Below are 17,296 nucleotides of genomic sequence, written 5' to 3' on the forward strand. Positions count from 1 at the left end.
CGAGGCGAGCTTGCCCGAGGTGGTCCCTGTCCCGGTGTCGCTCTCCGCACCGCCGCCCGAAGTGAGCGACGACGACTGGGGAGCGCCCAGCGACGCTGAGCCCGCGCCAGCGCAGGCGTTGCCAGCAGCGCCGTCAGCGGCGCCGGCCGTGTCAGAGCGCGGGCCGTCAGCGCAGGCGGCGACGGAGCCCTGGCCAGGGGCTTCGTCCGCAGCGCCGGCCGTGTCGGAGCGTCCAGCCGGTCTTGCTGGAGCCGTTGCGGAGCCGCCGAGCGTACCTCCCTCGCTCGATGCGCCGACCAGTGTCTCGAATCCGCTGGCGCTGCGCACCATCCCTCGGCCTTCGCGGCGGCCAGTGAGCATTCCTCCGGCCGACCCGTCGACGCCTGGTACGTCACTGTCCACGGCAGCATCCCCGCCCCCGACACCGTCGCCGTCGGTGGCAGCGTCGCCGCCGGTCGTGGAAGAGGCTGAAGCCGTCTCGATCCAGCCGGTCCGGATCATCGACGTGATGTCCGATCTTCCGCCGGTGGAGAGCGTTCCACCGCCGGCGATCTCCGTGGAGGACGAGGAGACGGCCACCGGGGAAGAAGAGCCCAGCGAGAGCGAGGAGGAAGCCGGGCTCCAGCTCCGCCTGCTCGCGGATGGACCGACGCCCCTCGATGCGCGGGAATACCTGCGATCGCTGGAGACCGAGCCGCCACCGCCGGAGGATGAAGCGACGGTCGTCGAGGACCGCGCGGCCTTCGAGGAGGTGGAGCCAGAGTCACTCGAGGAGGATGAGGTCCCCCCCACCGCGCCCCGCCAGGGCACACCCAGCATCCCCGGAGAGGTGGAGCTTCGGGGCAGGGCGGGGTCGATGCCCGAGGCGCAGCCCGACTCCGTGCCCGAGGTGGAGCCGGAGCGCGACTCCGACACAAGCGAGGAGATCGCGGTTGATCTCACCGAGGAGGCGGCCATCACTGCGCCGCGTCCTCCCCGGCCTCCGCCGCGCCGGCCGCAGGCCATGGCTGCGCTCGATCTGCCTCCCTACGTGCCGGCAGCGCCGACGGCTGTGGAGGCGGCGCCGAGCGGTGCTCCGGCTGCGGGTCAACCTCCTCCGCTCAAGTCGGCCACCAAGACCTCGGGGGAGCACTCGCCGGTCACCGATCCCGATGCTCCGCGCCGGAAGAAGTCGTGGTGGGAAGACCTGTTCAGCGAAGATTTCATTCGCACCCTCGATCGGGCCGAGCCCCGGATGGTCCGTCGCGAGGCGGACTTCATCGAGGAGCGGCTCGGCATGGAGCGCGGGGCGGTCATCCTCGATCTCGCGTGCGGTCCCGGTCAGCACGCCGTGGAGCTGGCCAGCCGTGGCTACAGCGTGGTCGGCTACGATCTGTCGCTGGCGATGCTGGCGCTGGCCTCGGAGGAGGCCCAGGAGCGCGGTCAGAAGCTCAACTTCCTGCAGGGGGACATGCGGGAGATGGCGTTCGAGGAGACGTTCGACGCCGTGTACTGCTGGGCGACGAGCTTCGGCTACTTCGACGAGGAGAAGAACGCCGACATCCTCACCCGGATCCACCGCGCGCTGCGCTCGGGAGGCATGCTCCTGCTCGACGTGATCAACCGTGATTACGTCGCCTGCCGGCAGCCGAGCCTGGTGTGGTTCGAGGGGGAGGGGTGCGTGTGCATGGATGAGATGCAGGTCGACTTCTTCACCAGCCGGCTCAAGGTCAAGCGGACAGTGATGTTCGAGGACGGTCGCTCCCGGGAGCTCGACTACTCGATCCGCCTGTACAACCTCCACGAACTCGGCAAGCTCCTCCATGAGGCAGGGTTCAAGGTCACCGAGGTGACCGGGCACCCGGCGCACCCGGGGGTGTTCTTCGGCTCCGAGTCGCCGCGGCTGATCATCCTGGCCGAGCGGTCCTGAGCGTCCTGCGCATGGATGTCGAGGCCGCGATAGCCAGAGCGCTGCCCGGGATCGCGCGCAGTGCCTCCGCCGTGGACCGCATCGCTTACGCGCGAGATCTCTGGCCGCGTCACCACCTCGCCGTGCGCAGGGGGCAGCTCCCACAGAGTCGTCCAGGCGTCGTGGTGTGGCCGTCCTCGACCGAGGAGGTCGCCGAGGTGGTCCGGTTCTGCGCAAACGAGGGGGTGCCGCTGGTGCCCTTCGGCGCGGGCTCTGGTGTGTGCGGTGGCGTCCTCCCGGACGAGCGCACGGTGGTGCTCGATTTGAAACGACTCGGTCGGCGTCGCGCGCTGGATCGGGGCGTTCCTTCGGTGGAGATCGAGGCGGGGGCGACAGGGATACGGTTCGAGGAAGCCCTCAACACGGAAGGGTTCACGCTGGGGCACTTCCCGTCGTCGATCCTCTGCTCCACCGTGGGGGGATGGGTCGCGGCACGTGGCGCGGGGCAGTGCTCAGGCCTGTACGGCAAGATCGAGGACATGGTCGCCGGGCTGGAGGTGGTCCTCGGGCGCGGGGAGATCGTGCGCTTCTCGCGGCGCACCCACGGTCCGGACCTCACGCCCTTGTTCATCGGGAGCGAAGGGGTGCTCGGGGTGATCACGGCGGCGACGCTGCGGCTCCACCCGGCGCCGCCAGCCCGCGCCTTCGGGGCGTTCTCGTTTCCTTCCCTGGAAGCTGGCTGGACCGCGATGCAGGCCATGTTTCAGGACGGTCTCCGCCCGGCAGTGTCGCGGCTGTACGATCCGTTCGACTCGTTCATCGCGCGCATGGGGGCGCGACGGAGGCGCGCTGCGGCGCACGAGGTCACGGCGGACGATGCCGAGGAGCATGCGCCGGGTGATGCGATGCGCGAGGATCCGCCTGGCGTCAGCGTGGAGCGGTCCTCCTCGCGCGGGGGGCCCGGTGCCGGTGGGCGCGTCCTGCGTGCGTTGCTCCGCGCGCCGGGCGCCGTCAACCAGGTGGTGGACGCGCTCGGTGGGCGTGTCCTGCGCGGCTCGACGCTGGTCCTCATCTTCGAGGGGCGGAGCCGCGACAGCCACGAGGATCTCGCGCGCGCTGCTGCCATCGGGCAGCGCCACGGGGCGCGACCACTGGGGGAAGAGCCCGCGCGTCACTGGCTCGCCCACCGCTACAGCGTCAGCTACCGACAGGCCCCGGTGTTCATGGCGGGGGCCTTCAGCGATACGTTCGAGGTCGCCGCGCCCTGGTCGCGGCTCGGCGCCCTGCACCAGGCCGTGCGCGCGGCGCTCGGCCGCCACGTCTTCGTGATGGCTCACCTGTCCCACGCTTACCCGGATGGGTGCAGCATCTACTTCACGTTCGCCGGGAGCGCGCCGACGGAAGCCGAGGCCGAGGCGCGCTACGATGCTGCCTGGCGGGATGCGCTCGACGCCGCCATCGCCTCGGGAGGGACGATCTCCCACCATCATGGCGTCGGTCGCAGCAAGGCACCTCGCCTCGGCGCCGAGCTCGGCCTCGGCGTGGAGGTGATCCGGGCGCTGCGCGGTGCGTTCGATCCTGCAGGGGTGATGAACCCGGGGAATCTGCTTCCTCGGGCGGGAGACCCGGTGCAGCGGGCCGTGTCGACGCCCCCGGCGGGACCCGTCCTGGACCGGGCTTCGCTCCTCGTCCACGCGGCTGGATCGACCTCGCTTGCCGAGATCGAACACGCTCTCGTCCAGGAAGGGTTGAGCCTCGGTCTTGGCGCCGAGGCTCCGCCTCTCGACATGCGCCTCGATGCGTGGCTCGCCGCGGGAGCGCGTGGGGCGCCCGACCCGTGGCTGGATCCGGTCGACCATCTGGTGGCGGGCTTCACGGCACGGCTCGCGTCCGGGGGAGAGCTGGAGGTGAGGCCCGCTCCTCGGCGGGCGGTGGGGCCTGACCTCTTCACGCTCTTTCAGGGCATGGAGGGGCGCGCCGGCGCGGTCACCTCGGCCTGGCTACGCGCCCGTCACGCTGCAGGGCCGCGGCCGATGCCCACCACCCTGGCGCGCAATCCTGACGTCGAGGCGGCCGAGGCCGGGTGGATCGAGGCTGCTACCAGGGCGGCTGCGGCGGTCGGCTGATCAGCCGGGGGGCCAGCCCATCGCGCGACCGCCGAGCACGTGGACGTGCAGGTGGAAGACGGTTTGCCCTGCGTTCGCGCCGCTGTTGATCACGGTCCGGAAACCACTGTCCCCGATGCCCAGCTTCTGTGCGACCTGTTGCGCGCCGAGCAGCACCTTACCGAGCAGCGCCTGATCTTCCGGGGTCGCTTCCCTGAGCCCCGCAACGTGGCGCTTCGGGATGACCAGCACGTGGGTTGGAGCCTGAGGGTTCGTGTCATGGAAGGCGAGCCAGTCGTCGTCTTCCAGCACGACCTTCGTGGGGATCTCCTTGTTCGCGATCTTGCAGAAGATGCACATGGCGTGGCCTCCCGGGAGCGTGGCTCAGATGGTCTCTGCGTAACATGCATCCGGCAGCAACCGCGAGAGGGCTGCCTCGATCAGGTGTTTGTCGGAGGGCTCGGGGCTGAGAACCGCCAGGACCTCCGGCGCGACCGAGGAACGTGCTGGCTCCTCGACAGGAGCCGCGCCGGGATCGTCTGTCCTTTGCGAGGTGGGGAGCGCGCTCCGGTTCATGGCGAAGCGGAGCACCACGAGTTCCAGCGGATCCATCGTCACCGTGCGTCGCAACCCCAGCGTGGGGATTTCGTACGCGAGCACCCCGCCGCCCTCGGCGCGGGGATGAAGGGATACCTGCTGCAGGTCCGCAGCCGTGCCGAGTTGCTTCATCACGTGGCGCAGGAGCTTCGCGCGGCGGTGCACGCGTCGGGCAGCGGGGTGCGTGTACAGATCGAAGAAGCGGTTTCGTGAGAACGTCGCTGGCGCCAGCGTCAGCGCCACGAGCAGACCTTCGAGGTCGATCTCCTGCTCCACCTCACGCACCGGCTTTCAGGCCCTCGCCTCCACGCCACCCTGATTGCCCCGCTGGAGGAGCTCTGCTTGACGGTGCGATCTCAGCGCAGCGATGAGCTCTTCCAGGTCACCTTCCATGATCCGATCGAGCTTGTGGAGGGTCAGGCCTATCCGGTGGTCGGTGACCCGGTTCTGCGGGAAGTTGTAGGTGCGGACCTTCTGCGAGCGCTCACCGGTGCCGACCATGGTGCGCCGCTCGGCGCTCAGCGCCTCTTCCTGCCGGCGTTGCTCAAGCTCGAGCAGGCGGCTGCGGAGCACCTTCATCGCCTTGGCCTTGTTCTTGAGCTGCGACCGCTCGTCCTGGCACTTGACGATGATGCCCGTGGGCAGGTGCTTGATCTGGACGGCGCTGTTCGTGGTGTTCACGCCCTGGCCGCCAGGTCCACCGGACGCGGCGATGGAGATTTCGAGCTCCTTGTCGTCGATCTGCACCTCGACGTCGTCGGCCTCTGGCAGCACCGCCAGGGTAGCCGTGGAGGTGTGGATGCGCCCTTGCGCCTCGGTGGCGGGGACGCGCTGCACGCGGTGGACACCGGCCTCGTAGCGGAGGTGCGAGTACACGTCCTGTCCGGTGACGAGCGCGACGACCTCCTTGTAGCCGCCTGCCGAGGCCTCGCTCATGTTGAGCACCTCGATCTTCCACCGCTTGCCGTCGGCATACCGGCAGAGCATGCGGAAGAGGTCCGCAGCGAACAGCGCGGCTTCCTCACCACCTTCTCCGCTCCGGATCTCGACGATCGTGTTCCGTGCGTCGTTGGGGTCCTTGGGCAGGAGGAGGATCTGCAGCTCGCCTTCGAGCTGGACGCGCTCCGTCTCCAGCTCCGGGAGTTCTGCTTGCGCCAGCTCTGCGAGGTCGGGGTCGCTGAGCGCCTCTCGATCGTCGGCGATCCGCTTTTCGAGGTCCCGCAGACGGTTGAAGGCGGCGACGACGGGCTCCAGCTCCGTGCGTTCGCGGTTCAGGCGCGTCATCTGCATCGGATCCGTCAGGACGGCGGTGCTGCAGAGCAGATGCTCGAGTTCCTTGAAGCGGCGTTCGACCGCTTCGAGCTTGGAGATGGGGAGCATGGGAAGACCAGGGGCGTACGGGGGAGGAGGGATGGGGCGTCACTGCGCGCGACGCCCGAACCGGAGCGGCACTTCGAGGAGCGCCGCTAGGAGCGCGCTGCGGCGTAGCCCGGATGGGCGAGCATGTCACCGTAGCTGGAGAAGGCCTTGTCCGGCTGCACAGGAGCCGTGATCTCTTCCTCACGCCACAGCGTCGCGCGCAGGGAGGCGAGGGCGACCTCGAGCTGAGCGTCATCGGGCTCGGCCGTCGTGATCTTCTGGACGAGGAAGCCGGGCCAGAGCAGCGCCCGCAGGGGGCCCGTGGTGCAGTACCGGGCGAACACCCGCTGGATCTCGTAGGTGACCGCGGCGATGACGGGCAGGAACGGGAGCTTCATGAGGAAGAAGCCGATGCTCTCCACGAGCCGCCCACCCGGCAGCTTCGGCAGGGAAGCTCCGAGGAGCGAGAAGACCACGATGGAAACCAGCGCGACCATGACCAGGAAGGTCGTGCCGCAGCGGGGGTGCAGCGTCGTCTTTGCGCGCGCGTTGGGCACTTCCAGCGGCTCGCGGGCCTCGTAGGTCGAAATCGCCTTGTGTTCGGCGCCATGGTACTGAAACACGCGCCTCACCTCGGGGATCTGGCGGATGCCGACCATGTAGCCGACCACGATGAGCAGCTTCGCGATGCCCGTGATGGCCTGGTAGCCAGGCGAGGTGATTTCCAACCCCAGGCCGAAGAGCCTGTTGATGCCCTCGGCGCCTGCCTGCGGCAGTGCGACGAAGAGGCCGATGGCGAAGAGGATCGAGAGCACGCCGACGGCGCCACCTCCCTTCTTGCCTTCCTCGGGGGGAAGTGGCGGCGCTTCTTTCTCGGCCTCCAGGGTGGCGAGCGCCGCGACGCCGAGGGCCAGCGTGGTCCCGGCGGTGCCGCTGACGGCTTTCTGTACGGGTGCGAGGCCCTCTTTCTCGCGCGCCTCGGCGGCTGCCAGGTCCTGCTCGTAGAGCTCCGCCGACCAGCGCAGCGACCGCGAGCCGAGCCGCAGCGATTCGACCACCGTGACGAGGCCGCGGAAGAAGGGCCAGGTCCGGAGCCCTTTGGCGATCGGCGCCACCATGGGTTGTTCGCGGACCATCAGCTCACCTGACTGTCGGCGACATACGATGGCGAACGAGCTTGGCGATCGCATCATGACGCCTTCGATCACCGCTTGGCCACCGATATAGGGACGTGCAGGCTGCTCACTCATGGGTTGCCCCATTGTAGCGCGACGTGAGGCGTAGCGCATCGGACATGCCGGCGCGAACGTGCGCTTGAGTCTGAGGCTGGAGAGGAGGGAGGAGCCGTCCGGCCAGGAGCAGGACGGCTGTGGAAGTGGAGCCGAAGGGCTCTGGATCAGGCCTTCGGAGTGTTCGCGTACTTCTTGCGGAACCGGTCCACACGACCCGCGACGTCCATCACCTTGGCCTTGCCCGTATAGAACGGATGGCACTGCGAGCAGATGTCGGTGGTGAAGTTGCCGCGCGTGGAGCGGGTGACGACCACCGAGCCGCAGGCACAAGAGATGGTCGAGGCCTTGTAGTCGGGGTGAATGCCTTCCTTCATGATCCTTGCTCCTTCTATACCTCAGGCCACGTGGGGCCCGAAGGAACGGCCCCTATAGCGCAAGGGATTCGTGACCGCAAGCCGGCGATGTCTTTGTGCACGGCAGTTGCATGGAAGGCTGTTGACGGTGGGTACGCCGTGATTAGCTTCGCCCTCGCGGGCCTGACAGGCTCGGAGAATTCAGGACACGAGTAACCGACTATCCAGTGGCTCCGCTTCACGACGCCCGAGCATGCGCTCGCGAAGAGCTGTCGATCGAGGCCTGCTGGTGGGGGTTCTGGTCCCGACGGTGACTGCTTGACCAACTCTCGGAGGATTTGAAGTCATGGGAAAGATCATCGGCATTGATCTCGGCACGACCAACAGCGTCGTCGCGGTGATGGAGGGCAAGGAGCCCAAGGTCATCGTGAACTCCGAGGGCTCGCGCATCACCCCGTCCGTCGTCGCCTGGGACGAAAAGGGCGAGACCCTGGTGGGTCAGATCGCGAAGCGGCAGGCCGTCACCAACCCCCAGAACACGGTCTACTCCGCCAAGCGCTTCATGGGCCGCCGGTTCGAGGAGGTCCAGGAGGAGTCGAAGCGCGTCCCGTACAAGGTCGTCAAGGGCAAGAACGGCGACGTGGCCTTCGAGGTGCGCGGCAAGATGATCACCCCGCCGGAGGTCTCGGCGAAGGTGCTCCAGAAGCTGAAGAAGGCCGCCGAGGACTACCTCGGCAGCGGCGTCGTCGAGGCAGTCATCACCGTGCCTGCGTACTTCAACGACGCGCAGCGCCAGGCCACCAAGGACGCCGGTCGTATCGCTGGCCTCGACGTCAAGCGCATCGTCAACGAGCCGACTGCGGCCGCGCTCGCGTACGGCCTCGACAAAAAGAAGGAAGAGATCATCGCCGTCTACGACTTCGGTGGTGGCACCTTCGACATCTCGATCCTCGAGGTCGGTGACAACGTGGTGCAGGTCATCTCCACCAACGGTGACACGCACCTCGGCGGCGACGACGTCGATCACGAGATCATGGAGTGGCTCGCCGGCGAGTTCAAGAAGGACACCGGCATCGAGATCCTCGGCGACAAGATGGTGCTGCAACGCCTCAAGGATGCGGCGGAGCAAGCGAAGATCGAGCTGTCGAACGTGCAGGAGGCGACGATCAACCTGCCGTTCCTCACGGCCGACGCTTCTGGTCCGAAGCACCTGCAGAAGCAGCTCAACCGGGCGCGCCTCGAGCAGATGATCCGCGGCCTCATCGATCGCTCTCTCGAGCCGGTTCGCAAGGCGCTCTCCGACGCGAAGAAGACTGCCCAGCAGATCGACGAGGTCGTGCTGGTCGGTGGGTCGACCCGCATCCCGCTGGTGCAGGAGACCGTGAAGAAGTTCTTCGGCAAGGAGCCGCACAAGGGGGTGAACCCCGATGAGGTCGTGGCCGTGGGCGCCGCCGTGCAGGCAGGCGTGCTGGCAGGCGACGTGCGGGATCTCGTGCTCCTCGACGTCACGCCCCTCTCGCTGGGTGTCGAGACGCTCGGTGGCGTGATGACGTCCATGATCACGCGCAACACCACGATCCCGACGCAGAAGAAGGAGATCTTCTCCACGGCGACCGACAGCCAGCCGAGCGTCGAGATTCACGTGCTCCAGGGTGAGCGCACCGAGGCGCGCTACAACCGCACCCTCGGGCGGTTCCACCTGGAGGGCATCATGCCGGCGCCTCGCGGGGTGCCGAAGATCGAGGTGACCTTCGACATCGACGCCAACGGCATCCTGTCCGTGCACGCGAAGGACACGGCAACTGGCAAGGATCAGCGGATCACCATCACGGCGTCCGGCGGTCTGAAGGAGGAGGAGATCGACCGGATGGTCCGGGAGGCGACCGAGCACGAGGCCGAGGACAAGCGGCGGCGTGAGGAGATCGAGCGGCGCAACAAGCTCGACAACCTCTGCTACACGCTGGAGAAGACCATCGCGGAGAACAAGGAGAAGATCCCGGAGAGCGATGCATCCGCGTTGAGCAGCGCGATCGCAGAGTCCCGCTCCGCGATCGAGAAGCAGGACGATGCGGCGGTCCAGGCTGCTCTGGAGAAGCTGGAGAAGGAAGCCCACCGCATCGCGTCCGTGATGTACGAGAAGGCAGGCGGGCCTCCCGGTGGTGCGCCTGGTGGTCCCGAGGGCGGCGAGGCCGCTGGTGGCGCCCAGCCTCCGAAGGGCGGCAAGGACGGCGTCATCGACGCAGAGTTCGAGGAGTCGAACTGAGCGCGTTGATCTGAGCCCCCTGTCGCAATGAAGATGGGCGTGATCCTCCTGGGATCGCGCCCGTTTTTTTATGGGTCATCCCCGCGGGCCTGGTGCCTCGCGAGGTGATGGCTGCATGCTCAGCCTTTCGGGAACCACACCATGAAGAGGCGGGTGTCTGGATCCATGCCACGTTCGCGTTCCTTCCGAGGCATGTCGGCGAGCACTGCTGGAATGGAGGCATCGTCGAGAGGCGCGAAGCCCAGCCGCGCATAGTAGGGGCCGTTCCAGGGTACGTCGGCAAAGGTCCTCAGCACGACGCCTTGCGAGCGCTCGCGCATCGCCGTGGCTTGTACCTGAGCGATCAACGCACGCCCGATCCCATGGCCTGCAGCTCCAGTGGTGATCGAGACTTCGGCGAGGTAGAGCCAGGGAGGCGTTCGGGCCGCCATGGCGAAGCCCACGGGCTCGTCAGCCTCATCCACGGCAACCCAGTGCAGCCCTTTTGCCGCTGCCCGCGCGTGGGATTCGACAGGTGCTGGCGCATCCTCTGCCACCTGGCTCAGGCCGACCTCGTGAAAACGCTTCCCTGCATCGCGCTCGACGGCTGGCAGCTTCTGGTAGTCGTGTTCCTGGGTCAGGCGAACGGTCCATCGCATGGGCCCACGGTTTCATTCCCCATGCTACTGCGCCACAGCGTCCTGGTCGGGAGCGTCAGAAGCAAGCCCCCGGCAGGGAGCTGGCGGTCTCGGACGCCAGCCGGGTGAGCTGCCCACTGCTCTCCACGAGAAGCACCACGCGCTCCTCGACGATGGGTGCGCAGGTGCGCGTGTAACGTAGCGCCACCACCTCGTAACCTCCGTCTACCTCGCGGATCCCGCCCCGTGAGACATCGCTGTCACCATCCCACCGGTAGCCTGCGGAACTCACCAGGAGCAGCGCCACCTCCCTGGTCTTCACATCGTCCACGTAGCGGAGGAGCTGATCCCCGCTGTTCAGGGTGAAGTTGATCTCGCCGCTGTTGATCGCCAGGTACGAGTAGCAGCCGAGCGGTAGGCACCCGCGGTTGAAGCTCTCGTTTGCACGCGCAGCCGAGAGGGCATCGAAGCGGTCGATGCAAGCCGCGCGATCCCTTGCCTCGCCGCACTTGGTACCTGCGGAGCTTTGCACCTGAGGCTCGCCGCTCCCGAGCACCTGCCGCATCTCTGCGTAGGTGAAGGACAGGAGCGGTTGAAGGCGCCCGAGATCGAGATCCTCGAAGGCTGGCACGGGCTCGAACCCCTCCAGGTCCAGGCTCGCCTCGGGTGGCATCTGGTGGTCGACACGTTCGAGCAAGGAGCCATCATTCCCCTGCGCTACCGCGGACTCTTCTTCTCCTCCGCGGTCGTCGGTGGCCTCTTCCGTCTCCATGCCTCTGATCGCTTCGCCTCCTTGCTCACAGGCAACGAGCAGCGCCGACGCGGCCAGTACCCCCAGGGCGAGATAGCGCTTCATGTCCTGGCCCCAAGCAGGATCGACGCCAGGTCTCTGAGCATGCCGCGCTCAGCGCGCTGACCGCATCTGCCGGCACTACCGGATCATGAAAGGGTCGTGGTCGCTGGCGCTCAGGTGCACCTGGAGCCCCGGCAGCGCTTCCTGGAGGCGCGACCGCACCCGCCCGAGCGTGGCCCGCTCGCTGTTCGAGTGCAGCGCGCATACCACCGTCATCCCCGCCTGCGCCGCCTTGAGCGCGTCGTGGTGCCGGAGTTCTCCGGTCAAGTAGAGCCCTGCTCCCTGCGCCATCGCCTGCTCGAACAGCTTCCCGCAAGCCCCGGCGCATGCCGCTGCACGTCGGATCGCCGTCTCGTCTCCGACCCCGTCAGGCGTCGACACCAGGAGCGCCTCCACCCCGAGCCCCTCCTTGATGCGACCGAGCAGCGCGCCGAGTGGAGTCGGCGTGAGCAGATCGCCGATGCGTCCGATACCCGTGGTGACGGGCTCCGGTGCGAGCATGACCAGATCGAACGCGGGCTCCTCGTAAGGGTGAGAGGCCCGGAGCGCAGCCACTGCCTGCATCGTGCGCGCCGACGGCACCAGGACTTCCAGGCGTATCTCGGGCACGGCTTCACGCCTCCCTGCCTGACCCACCGCCGGGTGCGTCCCCTCTCCGCCCAGGAACGTTCCCGTCCCCTGAGCGCGGAAGCTCGCCTCGGTGTACTCCCCGATCTTCCCCGCACCTGCCGTGAACAGCGCCGCAGCGACCGCCTCCGTGTGCTCCTCGGGTACGAACGTCACCAGCTTGTGGTGGGTCGGCCGTGCCTCTCCCCGCTGCAGCGGCGTGCGCTCTCCGATGCCGAGCACGTCGGCCAGCACGTCATTCGTGCCACCGGGCGCCACGTCGAGCGCGGTGTGCGGTGCATAGAGGGCGATGCCATCACGGATGGCCTCGAAGACGAGGCCAGGAGCAGTCACCCGTTTGAGCGCCTCGAAGACGGGAGGGTGGTAAGCGACCACCAGATCGCATCCGAGATCACGCGCCTCCCGAGCGACGGCAGGGGTGTAGTCGATGCAGAGCAGCGCTCCGGACACGCTCTGGCGGGGGTCACCGACCAGCAGACCGACGTTGTCCCAGCTCTCCGCCAGACGGAGGGGGGCGATCGTTTCGAGTACGGAGAGCGCATCACGGAGGTGCATGGGGAGGGCTCCTTGGAGCCTCCGTCCACTGGTGAGCGCCCCCCGTCAAGCCGGCGGAGCGGATGCCTACGGGACCAGTCCTCCGACGGTCGGCCGCGGGATCTCCTCGGCCACGGGGCGCACCAGATCCTCGGGGCGGATCAACCACTTCGGCTCGGGCGCGTCCTCCAGCTCGTAGAAGCCCCCGCAGAAGATCGCGTGCGGACAGCCTCCGCAGACCTCCTTCTTCACCCGCCGCTCCCGCAGGTACTCGAACAGGTTCACCTCGTCGTTGTTCACGAAGAGCATGTGCCGCTCGAGCTTGAGCAGGTCGCCCGTGAGGTGGTCCTCGTAGCCGGGCATGAAGCAGAACGGCAGGTTGATCACCTGGATCTTCATCTGGCCCTTGAAGGCGTCGATCACCCGCATTGACTCGCGCGCGGCCTCGGCAGTGTCCGGTGCGACCGAGCTGGTCGCGCGTCCGAACGGGGTGAGGAACTGGATGTTGAGCCACGGCATCCCCAGCGAGAGCGCGAGTTCCGCCACACCCCAGAGCTTCCGGTGGTTCGACTTGGTGAGGGTGATGTTCACCCCGAGTTCCACGCCGGGAGGCGCGTGCCGCACCAGAGCCCGCGCTCCGGCGCACGTCTGGTCGAACGCCTCGGCCACGCCCACGTTCTGCGCGTGCGTCTGCGCGTCGGGCCCGTGGATGGAGACCAGCACCGAGGTCACCCCGGAGTGGGTGAGCTTGCGCGCGAACTCGTCGTAGCTCGCCATGCGCGCGTTGGTGGTGACGTTGACCTTCTCGTAGCCGATCCGGCGCGCGAACTGGACGATCCCGAGGAGGTTCGGGTTCAGCGTCGGCTCGCCCCCGTCGAGGTCGAGCAAGCGCACGCCGAGCTTGCGGTACTTCACCAAGAGTTCCCGCTGCCGCTCCACGTTGCCGTCGAACTGGGTGCGCGTCCCCGTCGCGCAGAACGTGCAGCGGTTGTTGCAGCGGTAGGTGACGTTCATGATCACCTTCTTCGGCCCCTGCCCGGCGAGCAGGCGCTGATCGAAGGTCCACTTGAAGCGCCGCAGGTCTTCCAGGGTGAAGTCGGCAGTCTCGATGGAGGGTGCCTGCTGGAAGTAGGGACCGTAGTCCTCGATGAGCGGCAGGGCGCGCGCTGCGGATCTCTGCGCCGCTGGAGCGCGGCCCTCCTGGCTGCCAGGCGAGGTAGGGTCCTCACCGATGGGCTGCTGCGCCATCCTGGCGAGGCGTGTGCCAGGCAAGGGCGTCGCGAACTGCACGCTCGGCCAGGCGCCCGTCTCCTCGTGCAGGCGCAGCGCGAAGTCGAGGGTACCGTTGATGTCCCGCCGGGTCTCGCCGGGGAGGCCGATCATGAAGTGCACCAGCATCTCCACCCCGGCCTCGGCAGCCTCCTGGCCGACGCGCGAGATCTCCGCGAGGTCGAGCTGCTTGTCCACGATCCGATCGACGACCTGCTGCACGCCGCTCTCGGCGCTGACGCTCAGGGTGGTCAGCCGCCCGCGCATCGCTGCCAGGTGACGCGGGAGCACGTAGTCGGCGCGCATCCCGTTCGGGACCTCGAAGCGCAGGTCATGGCGCGCCAGCATCTCGAGCAGCGCGTCGAAGTGCGCCTCGTTCACGTTGACCAGCTCGTCGAGCAGGTGCACCCGTCGGGCGCCGCGCTGCTTGAGATCGGCGAGGAGCCTGTCGAGGTAAGCGGCCGAGTAGCGGCGCTGGGTCTTCGGCGCGATGATCTCCCCGTTCCGGCGCGAGGTCGGGTTCGAGGAGCAGTGGACGCACCGGTAGGGGCAGCCGCGGCTGGTGAGCAGCGGCAGGCTCGCGCCGTCGATGGGGAACGCCCACCGGGGCCGCCCGAGCCGCGCCACCACGGCCTCGTGGAAGCGGAAGTAGGCCCCGAGGTCCACGAGATCCCACGCGGGCAGGGGGAGCGCATCGAGCGGGGCCGGCTCCTTGCCCTGGAGCGCGAACGGGCGCGCGGGCCTTCCCCGTTCACGCAGCGCGGCGAGCAGGGGAGGCAGGCTTTGCTCGGCCTCGTACCGGAGGAGCACGTCGATCTCCGGGTAGGCGGCCAGGATCGCCTCGGAGGCCGCATCGACCACGTGCTGACCGCTCTGGTAGAGATCCGCCAGCACGAAGGGAACCTCCGGGTGCCTTGCGCGCAGCGGCTCCAGCACTGCGGCCAGCATCGGATCGCGCGTCGGGGGGCGGTGGAAAGGGGTCAAGGCGAAGACAACGGCCCCGACCGCCTCTGGCACGGCGGCGACGACGACCTCGGGCGACACCCCGAGACGGATCTGATCGGCTCCCGTGGCCCCGTCCTCCGGGCCTTGCGTCCTGCCCCCCGGACCTGGGGCCGCTCCCCTCGGAGAGAGGGGTTCGAGGGTAGCTCCGGGCAGCGCGAGGGCGTCCACCAGGGAGACGGAGCCCTCGACCCCGCGGATCACCGCTGCCGCCTGCACCGCGCCGAGATCGGCGAAGTAGGGGTAATCGATGAAGTCCCGCGAGGCGCGGATCGGAGGAAAGACGATCGCCGTGCCCGACACGCAGCCGATCGTATAAGGAAGCTCCTCTCATGGCGACGCCTCTCCTTCTCCGCCGCCACGCCTTGCCCCCTTCGGCCCGCCCGGCGCCCCCCGCTCTGTCGGTCCTGGCCGCTGCGGTGGCCATCACCGCGTTTCTCGCGCCAGCGCAGCTCCGCGCGCAGCCCGCCCCATCAGCTCCCACGCTGGACCCCCCGTCCGCTGCCGCACCGTCCGCGCCAGCCTCATCCGCCTCACCCCCATCCGCGCCATCCTTGTCTGGGCCAGCCCCATCCGCGCCAGCCCCCTCTACCGCCGCCCCGCCCGCCGCGCCCGCCTCAGCCCCGCCCGCCCCAGCCGCGCTCCCTTCCGAGCCCACCGCCGCCGAAGTGAGACCTTCCGCCGCGTCCTCACCCGAACCCGCGCCGACCGGCACCGAGAAGCCCTGGGAGAACCAGCCCCCCGAGAGGCGCTACGGCTTCACCGCGGGCATCGCTGGCGGGGTGATGCTCGGCAGCTCCGCTGGTTACCCGAACGACGCGCTCAAGATTGGCTACGAGCGCTACTACACCGAGACGGGCGTAGGCATCGGTGGTGGCGGCTCGGCGTGGATCGGCGCAGCGCTCACCGACTGGCTGGTCTTCGGCCTCGGCGGCGGGCTCTCGGGCATGATCGCCGGGGACGCGAGCACCTCGACCTACAGCTTCATGTTCCACACCGACGTCTTCCCCGTGTACTGGCTCGGCGGCGTGTGGCGTGACATCGGCGTGAACCTCGACACCGGCTTCGCGCTGTCGAGCACGACGCCCTCGGGGGAAGAGACCACCCTCATCGACGGCGGCGGCTCGTCGCGCATCGCCTTTGGAGCATTCTACGAGGGCGTGCGCCTGTGGAAGCTCTCCATGGGGCCGTGGGCGTACATCGACTACACGTGGAGTTCCTCGGTGCGACAGCCAGGGTTTTACCTGGGGTGGCGCACAGCGCTCTACACGAAGCCTTGAACGACCCGATCGCCTGATCCTGCCTCGCGCTTGACGCGACTCCTGGTCGGACCATTCTTCGGGCCATGCGAACGATAGCTCAACTCGCTGGCCTCGGCCTGATCATGGGTCTCCTCGGATGCGGTGGCGCCGAGGACGGCTCTTCCGTGGAGCCCGACCCGAACGACGACGACCTCCTCGCGCCTCCTGCGGAGGGGCAGGGCGCGCAGTTCCGCATGATCTCTCGCCTCGACCCCGGCATGGAGGCAGAGCATTGCCAGTTCATGCAGGCGCCCCCCGAGGGCATGCACGTCAACCGTGACGAGGTCCGCTACACGTCGGGTAGCCACCACGTGCTGCTGTACGCGACGTCCTACACCGAGATCCCGACCGCGAAGGACGACGGGACCGAGGTCGACACGAGCGGTGTCTTCGACTGCTCCGACGGCGCCACCAACGGCTGGTCGGTCACCAAGCTGGTCGGCGGCTCCCAGAACGGTGAGGGGACCTCGTTGGTGAGCTTCCCGCCAGACGTCGCCATGTACATCCCTCCCAGGGCCGTGCTCCTGATGAACGCGCACTACATCAACGCTTCGGGGGACGTCCTCGAACCGGAGGTGGCCATCAACCTGCACTCCATCCCCGCCGAGCAGGTGAAGCAAGAGGGCGACATCCTGTTCCTGTACAACGCCTTCATCAAGGTGGGCGCACAGTCTGTGAGGACGGCGCGGATGCGCTGCCCCGTGTGGAGCGACATCACCATCGCCAACGTCCAGTCCCACATGCACGCGCGCGGCAAGGGCTACTTCGCCGCGCTTTCGTCGGGCGCGCCGTTCTACGAGAGCGATCGATGGGAAGACGTGGAGGTGAAATCGTTCGAGGGTGGCTTCGAGGTGCGCGCGGGCGAGGTGCTCGACTACGCCTGTGACTACCAGAACCACGAGCAGCGCGACGTCTACCAGGGCCCACGCTCGACGGATGAGATGTGCATGCTGATCGGCTCGTACTACCCTGCCGATCCGGCGACATCGAACTGCGCCGCCGACCCGGACGACGTCGGGTCGACCAACAACATGGGCGCGGAGTGGGTCGGCGACGGCGTCGCGACCTGCGCCGAGACCCTCGGCTGCATCCAGACAGCGTTCACCAGCGCGGGTGACGGGTTCGAGAGCCTCCAGGGCTGCGTCGTCGACTCGGACCCTGCGGTGTCGAAGGAGATGTCGGACACCGTGCGCTGCCTGGTCTTGAGCCTGCAGCGTGGCCAGGATCCGATGAGCACCTGCAGCGCCGAGATCTCTGCTTGCGCTGCGAAGTGATTCCATTCGTGGCTCTCTCTCC

Annotated in this window: 14 protein-coding genes; 5 read left to right on the forward strand and 9 right to left on the reverse strand. The window is 68.1% G+C overall.

Annotated elements, in window-relative coordinates; translation table 11 throughout:
* Positions 1-19: 19 nt before the first annotated feature.
* Together CAP_RS11730 and CAP_RS11735 are read left to right on the forward strand one after the other, a co-directional pair.
* Positions 20-1,909: a class I SAM-dependent methyltransferase gene (locus tag CAP_RS11730; protein WP_231511384.1), complete on the forward strand. Its 1,890-nt coding sequence runs from the start codon at positions 20-22 to the stop codon at positions 1,907-1,909.
* Positions 1,910-1,920: 11 nt separating this feature from the next.
* The gene (locus tag CAP_RS11735) at positions 1,921-4,014 is read left to right on the forward strand and encodes an FAD-binding oxidoreductase (protein WP_044239922.1); all 2,094 of its coding nucleotides are present in this window, start codon (positions 1,921-1,923) and stop codon (positions 4,012-4,014) included.
* On the opposite strand, the gene CAP_RS11740 is transcribed toward CAP_RS11735, so the two are convergent.
* The 5 genes from CAP_RS11740 to rpmE form a co-directional block, all read right to left on the reverse strand.
* Entirely contained in the window at positions 4,015-4,353 is a 339-nt protein-coding gene (locus CAP_RS11740; RefSeq protein WP_044239927.1) for a histidine triad nucleotide-binding protein, read from the reverse strand.
* Between the two features lie 24 nt (positions 4,354-4,377).
* Positions 4,378-4,875, reverse strand: coding sequence for a hypothetical protein (locus CAP_RS11745; RefSeq protein WP_052374854.1), 498 nt, complete (start codon positions 4,873-4,875; stop codon positions 4,378-4,380).
* Positions 4,876-4,881: 6 nt separating this feature from the next.
* Entirely contained in the window at positions 4,882-5,970 is a 1,089-nt protein-coding gene (gene prfA, locus CAP_RS11750; protein WP_044239928.1) for a peptide chain release factor 1, read from the reverse strand.
* A gap of 86 nt (positions 5,971-6,056) precedes the next feature.
* Positions 6,057-7,085, reverse strand: a complete 1,029-nt coding sequence (locus tag CAP_RS11755) for a DUF1385 domain-containing protein (protein WP_231511350.1) — start codon at positions 7,083-7,085, stop codon at positions 6,057-6,059.
* Positions 7,086-7,345: 260 nt separating this feature from the next.
* A complete protein-coding gene (gene rpmE, locus CAP_RS11760) occupies positions 7,346-7,555 on the reverse strand; it encodes a 50S ribosomal protein L31 (protein WP_044239932.1) in 210 nt (69 codons plus the stop codon).
* Positions 7,556-7,880: 325 nt separating this feature from the next.
* Here rpmE and dnaK point away from each other — a divergent pair, with 325 nt between their 5' ends.
* Complete coding sequence (dnaK, locus tag CAP_RS11765; protein ID WP_044239933.1) at positions 7,881-9,797, forward strand: molecular chaperone DnaK; 1,917 nt, start codon at positions 7,881-7,883, stop codon at positions 9,795-9,797.
* A 119-nt stretch (positions 9,798-9,916) separates the two neighbouring features.
* Here dnaK and CAP_RS11770 read toward each other — a convergent pair whose 3' ends face one another.
* From CAP_RS11770 to CAP_RS11785, 4 genes are all read right to left on the reverse strand, one after another.
* Positions 9,917-10,435, reverse strand: a complete 519-nt coding sequence (locus CAP_RS11770; RefSeq protein WP_044239934.1) for a GNAT family N-acetyltransferase — start codon at positions 10,433-10,435, stop codon at positions 9,917-9,919.
* Between the two features lie 55 nt (positions 10,436-10,490).
* A complete protein-coding gene (locus CAP_RS11775) occupies positions 10,491-11,270 on the reverse strand; it encodes a hypothetical protein (RefSeq protein ID WP_044239935.1) in 780 nt (259 codons plus the stop codon).
* A 75-nt stretch (positions 11,271-11,345) separates the two neighbouring features.
* A complete protein-coding gene (locus CAP_RS11780; protein ID WP_044239937.1) occupies positions 11,346-12,449 on the reverse strand; it encodes a Nif3-like dinuclear metal center hexameric protein in 1,104 nt (367 codons plus the stop codon).
* 66 nt (positions 12,450-12,515) lie between these two features.
* Positions 12,516-15,002, reverse strand: coding sequence for a radical SAM protein (locus CAP_RS11785; protein ID WP_044239940.1), 2,487 nt, complete (start codon positions 15,000-15,002; stop codon positions 12,516-12,518).
* Between the two features lie 365 nt (positions 15,003-15,367).
* Between CAP_RS11785 and CAP_RS11790 the strand changes: the two genes are divergently transcribed.
* Both CAP_RS11790 and CAP_RS11795 read left to right on the forward strand, forming a co-directional pair.
* Entirely contained in the window at positions 15,368-15,979 is a 612-nt protein-coding gene (locus CAP_RS11790; RefSeq protein WP_044239943.1) for a hypothetical protein, read from the forward strand.
* 65 nt (positions 15,980-16,044) lie between these two features.
* Positions 16,045-17,274, forward strand: coding sequence for a monooxygenase (locus tag CAP_RS11795; protein WP_081864796.1), 1,230 nt, complete (start codon positions 16,045-16,047; stop codon positions 17,272-17,274).
* Positions 17,275-17,296: the final 22 nt, after the last annotated feature.

The sequence above is a fragment of the Chondromyces apiculatus DSM 436 genome, from assembly GCF_000601485.1.
Taxonomy (GTDB): Bacteria; Myxococcota_A; Polyangia; order Polyangiales; family Polyangiaceae; genus Chondromyces; species Chondromyces apiculatus.

What these genes read in the sequence shown, in the direction of transcription:
- CAP_RS11735 (WP_044239922.1), top strand. Translation starts at nt 1,921, where the DNA reads ATGGATGTCGAGGCCGCGATAGCCAGAGCGCTGCCCGGGATCGCGCGC.
- CAP_RS11740 (WP_044239927.1), bottom strand. Translation starts at nt 4,353, where the DNA reads ATGTGCATCTTCTGCAAGATCGCGAACAAGGAGATCCCCACGAAGGTC.
- prfA (WP_044239928.1), bottom strand. Translation starts at nt 5,970, where the DNA reads ATGCTCCCCATCTCCAAGCTCGAAGCGGTCGAACGCCGCTTCAAGGAA.
- CAP_RS11755 (WP_231511350.1), bottom strand. Translation starts at nt 7,085, where the DNA reads ATGGTCCGCGAACAACCCATGGTGGCGCCGATCGCCAAAGGGCTCCGG.
- rpmE (WP_044239932.1), bottom strand. Translation starts at nt 7,555, where the DNA reads ATGAAGGAAGGCATTCACCCCGACTACAAGGCCTCGACCATCTCTTGT.
- dnaK (WP_044239933.1), top strand. Translation starts at nt 7,881, where the DNA reads ATGGGAAAGATCATCGGCATTGATCTCGGCACGACCAACAGCGTCGTC.
- CAP_RS11770 (WP_044239934.1), bottom strand. Translation starts at nt 10,435, where the DNA reads ATGCGATGGACCGTTCGCCTGACCCAGGAACACGACTACCAGAAGCTG.
- CAP_RS11775 (WP_044239935.1), bottom strand. Translation starts at nt 11,270, where the DNA reads ATGAAGCGCTATCTCGCCCTGGGGGTACTGGCCGCGTCGGCGCTGCTC.
- CAP_RS11780 (WP_044239937.1), bottom strand. Translation starts at nt 12,449, where the DNA reads ATGCACCTCCGTGATGCGCTCTCCGTACTCGAAACGATCGCCCCCCTC.
- CAP_RS11795 (WP_081864796.1), top strand. Translation starts at nt 16,045, where the DNA reads ATGCGAACGATAGCTCAACTCGCTGGCCTCGGCCTGATCATGGGTCTC.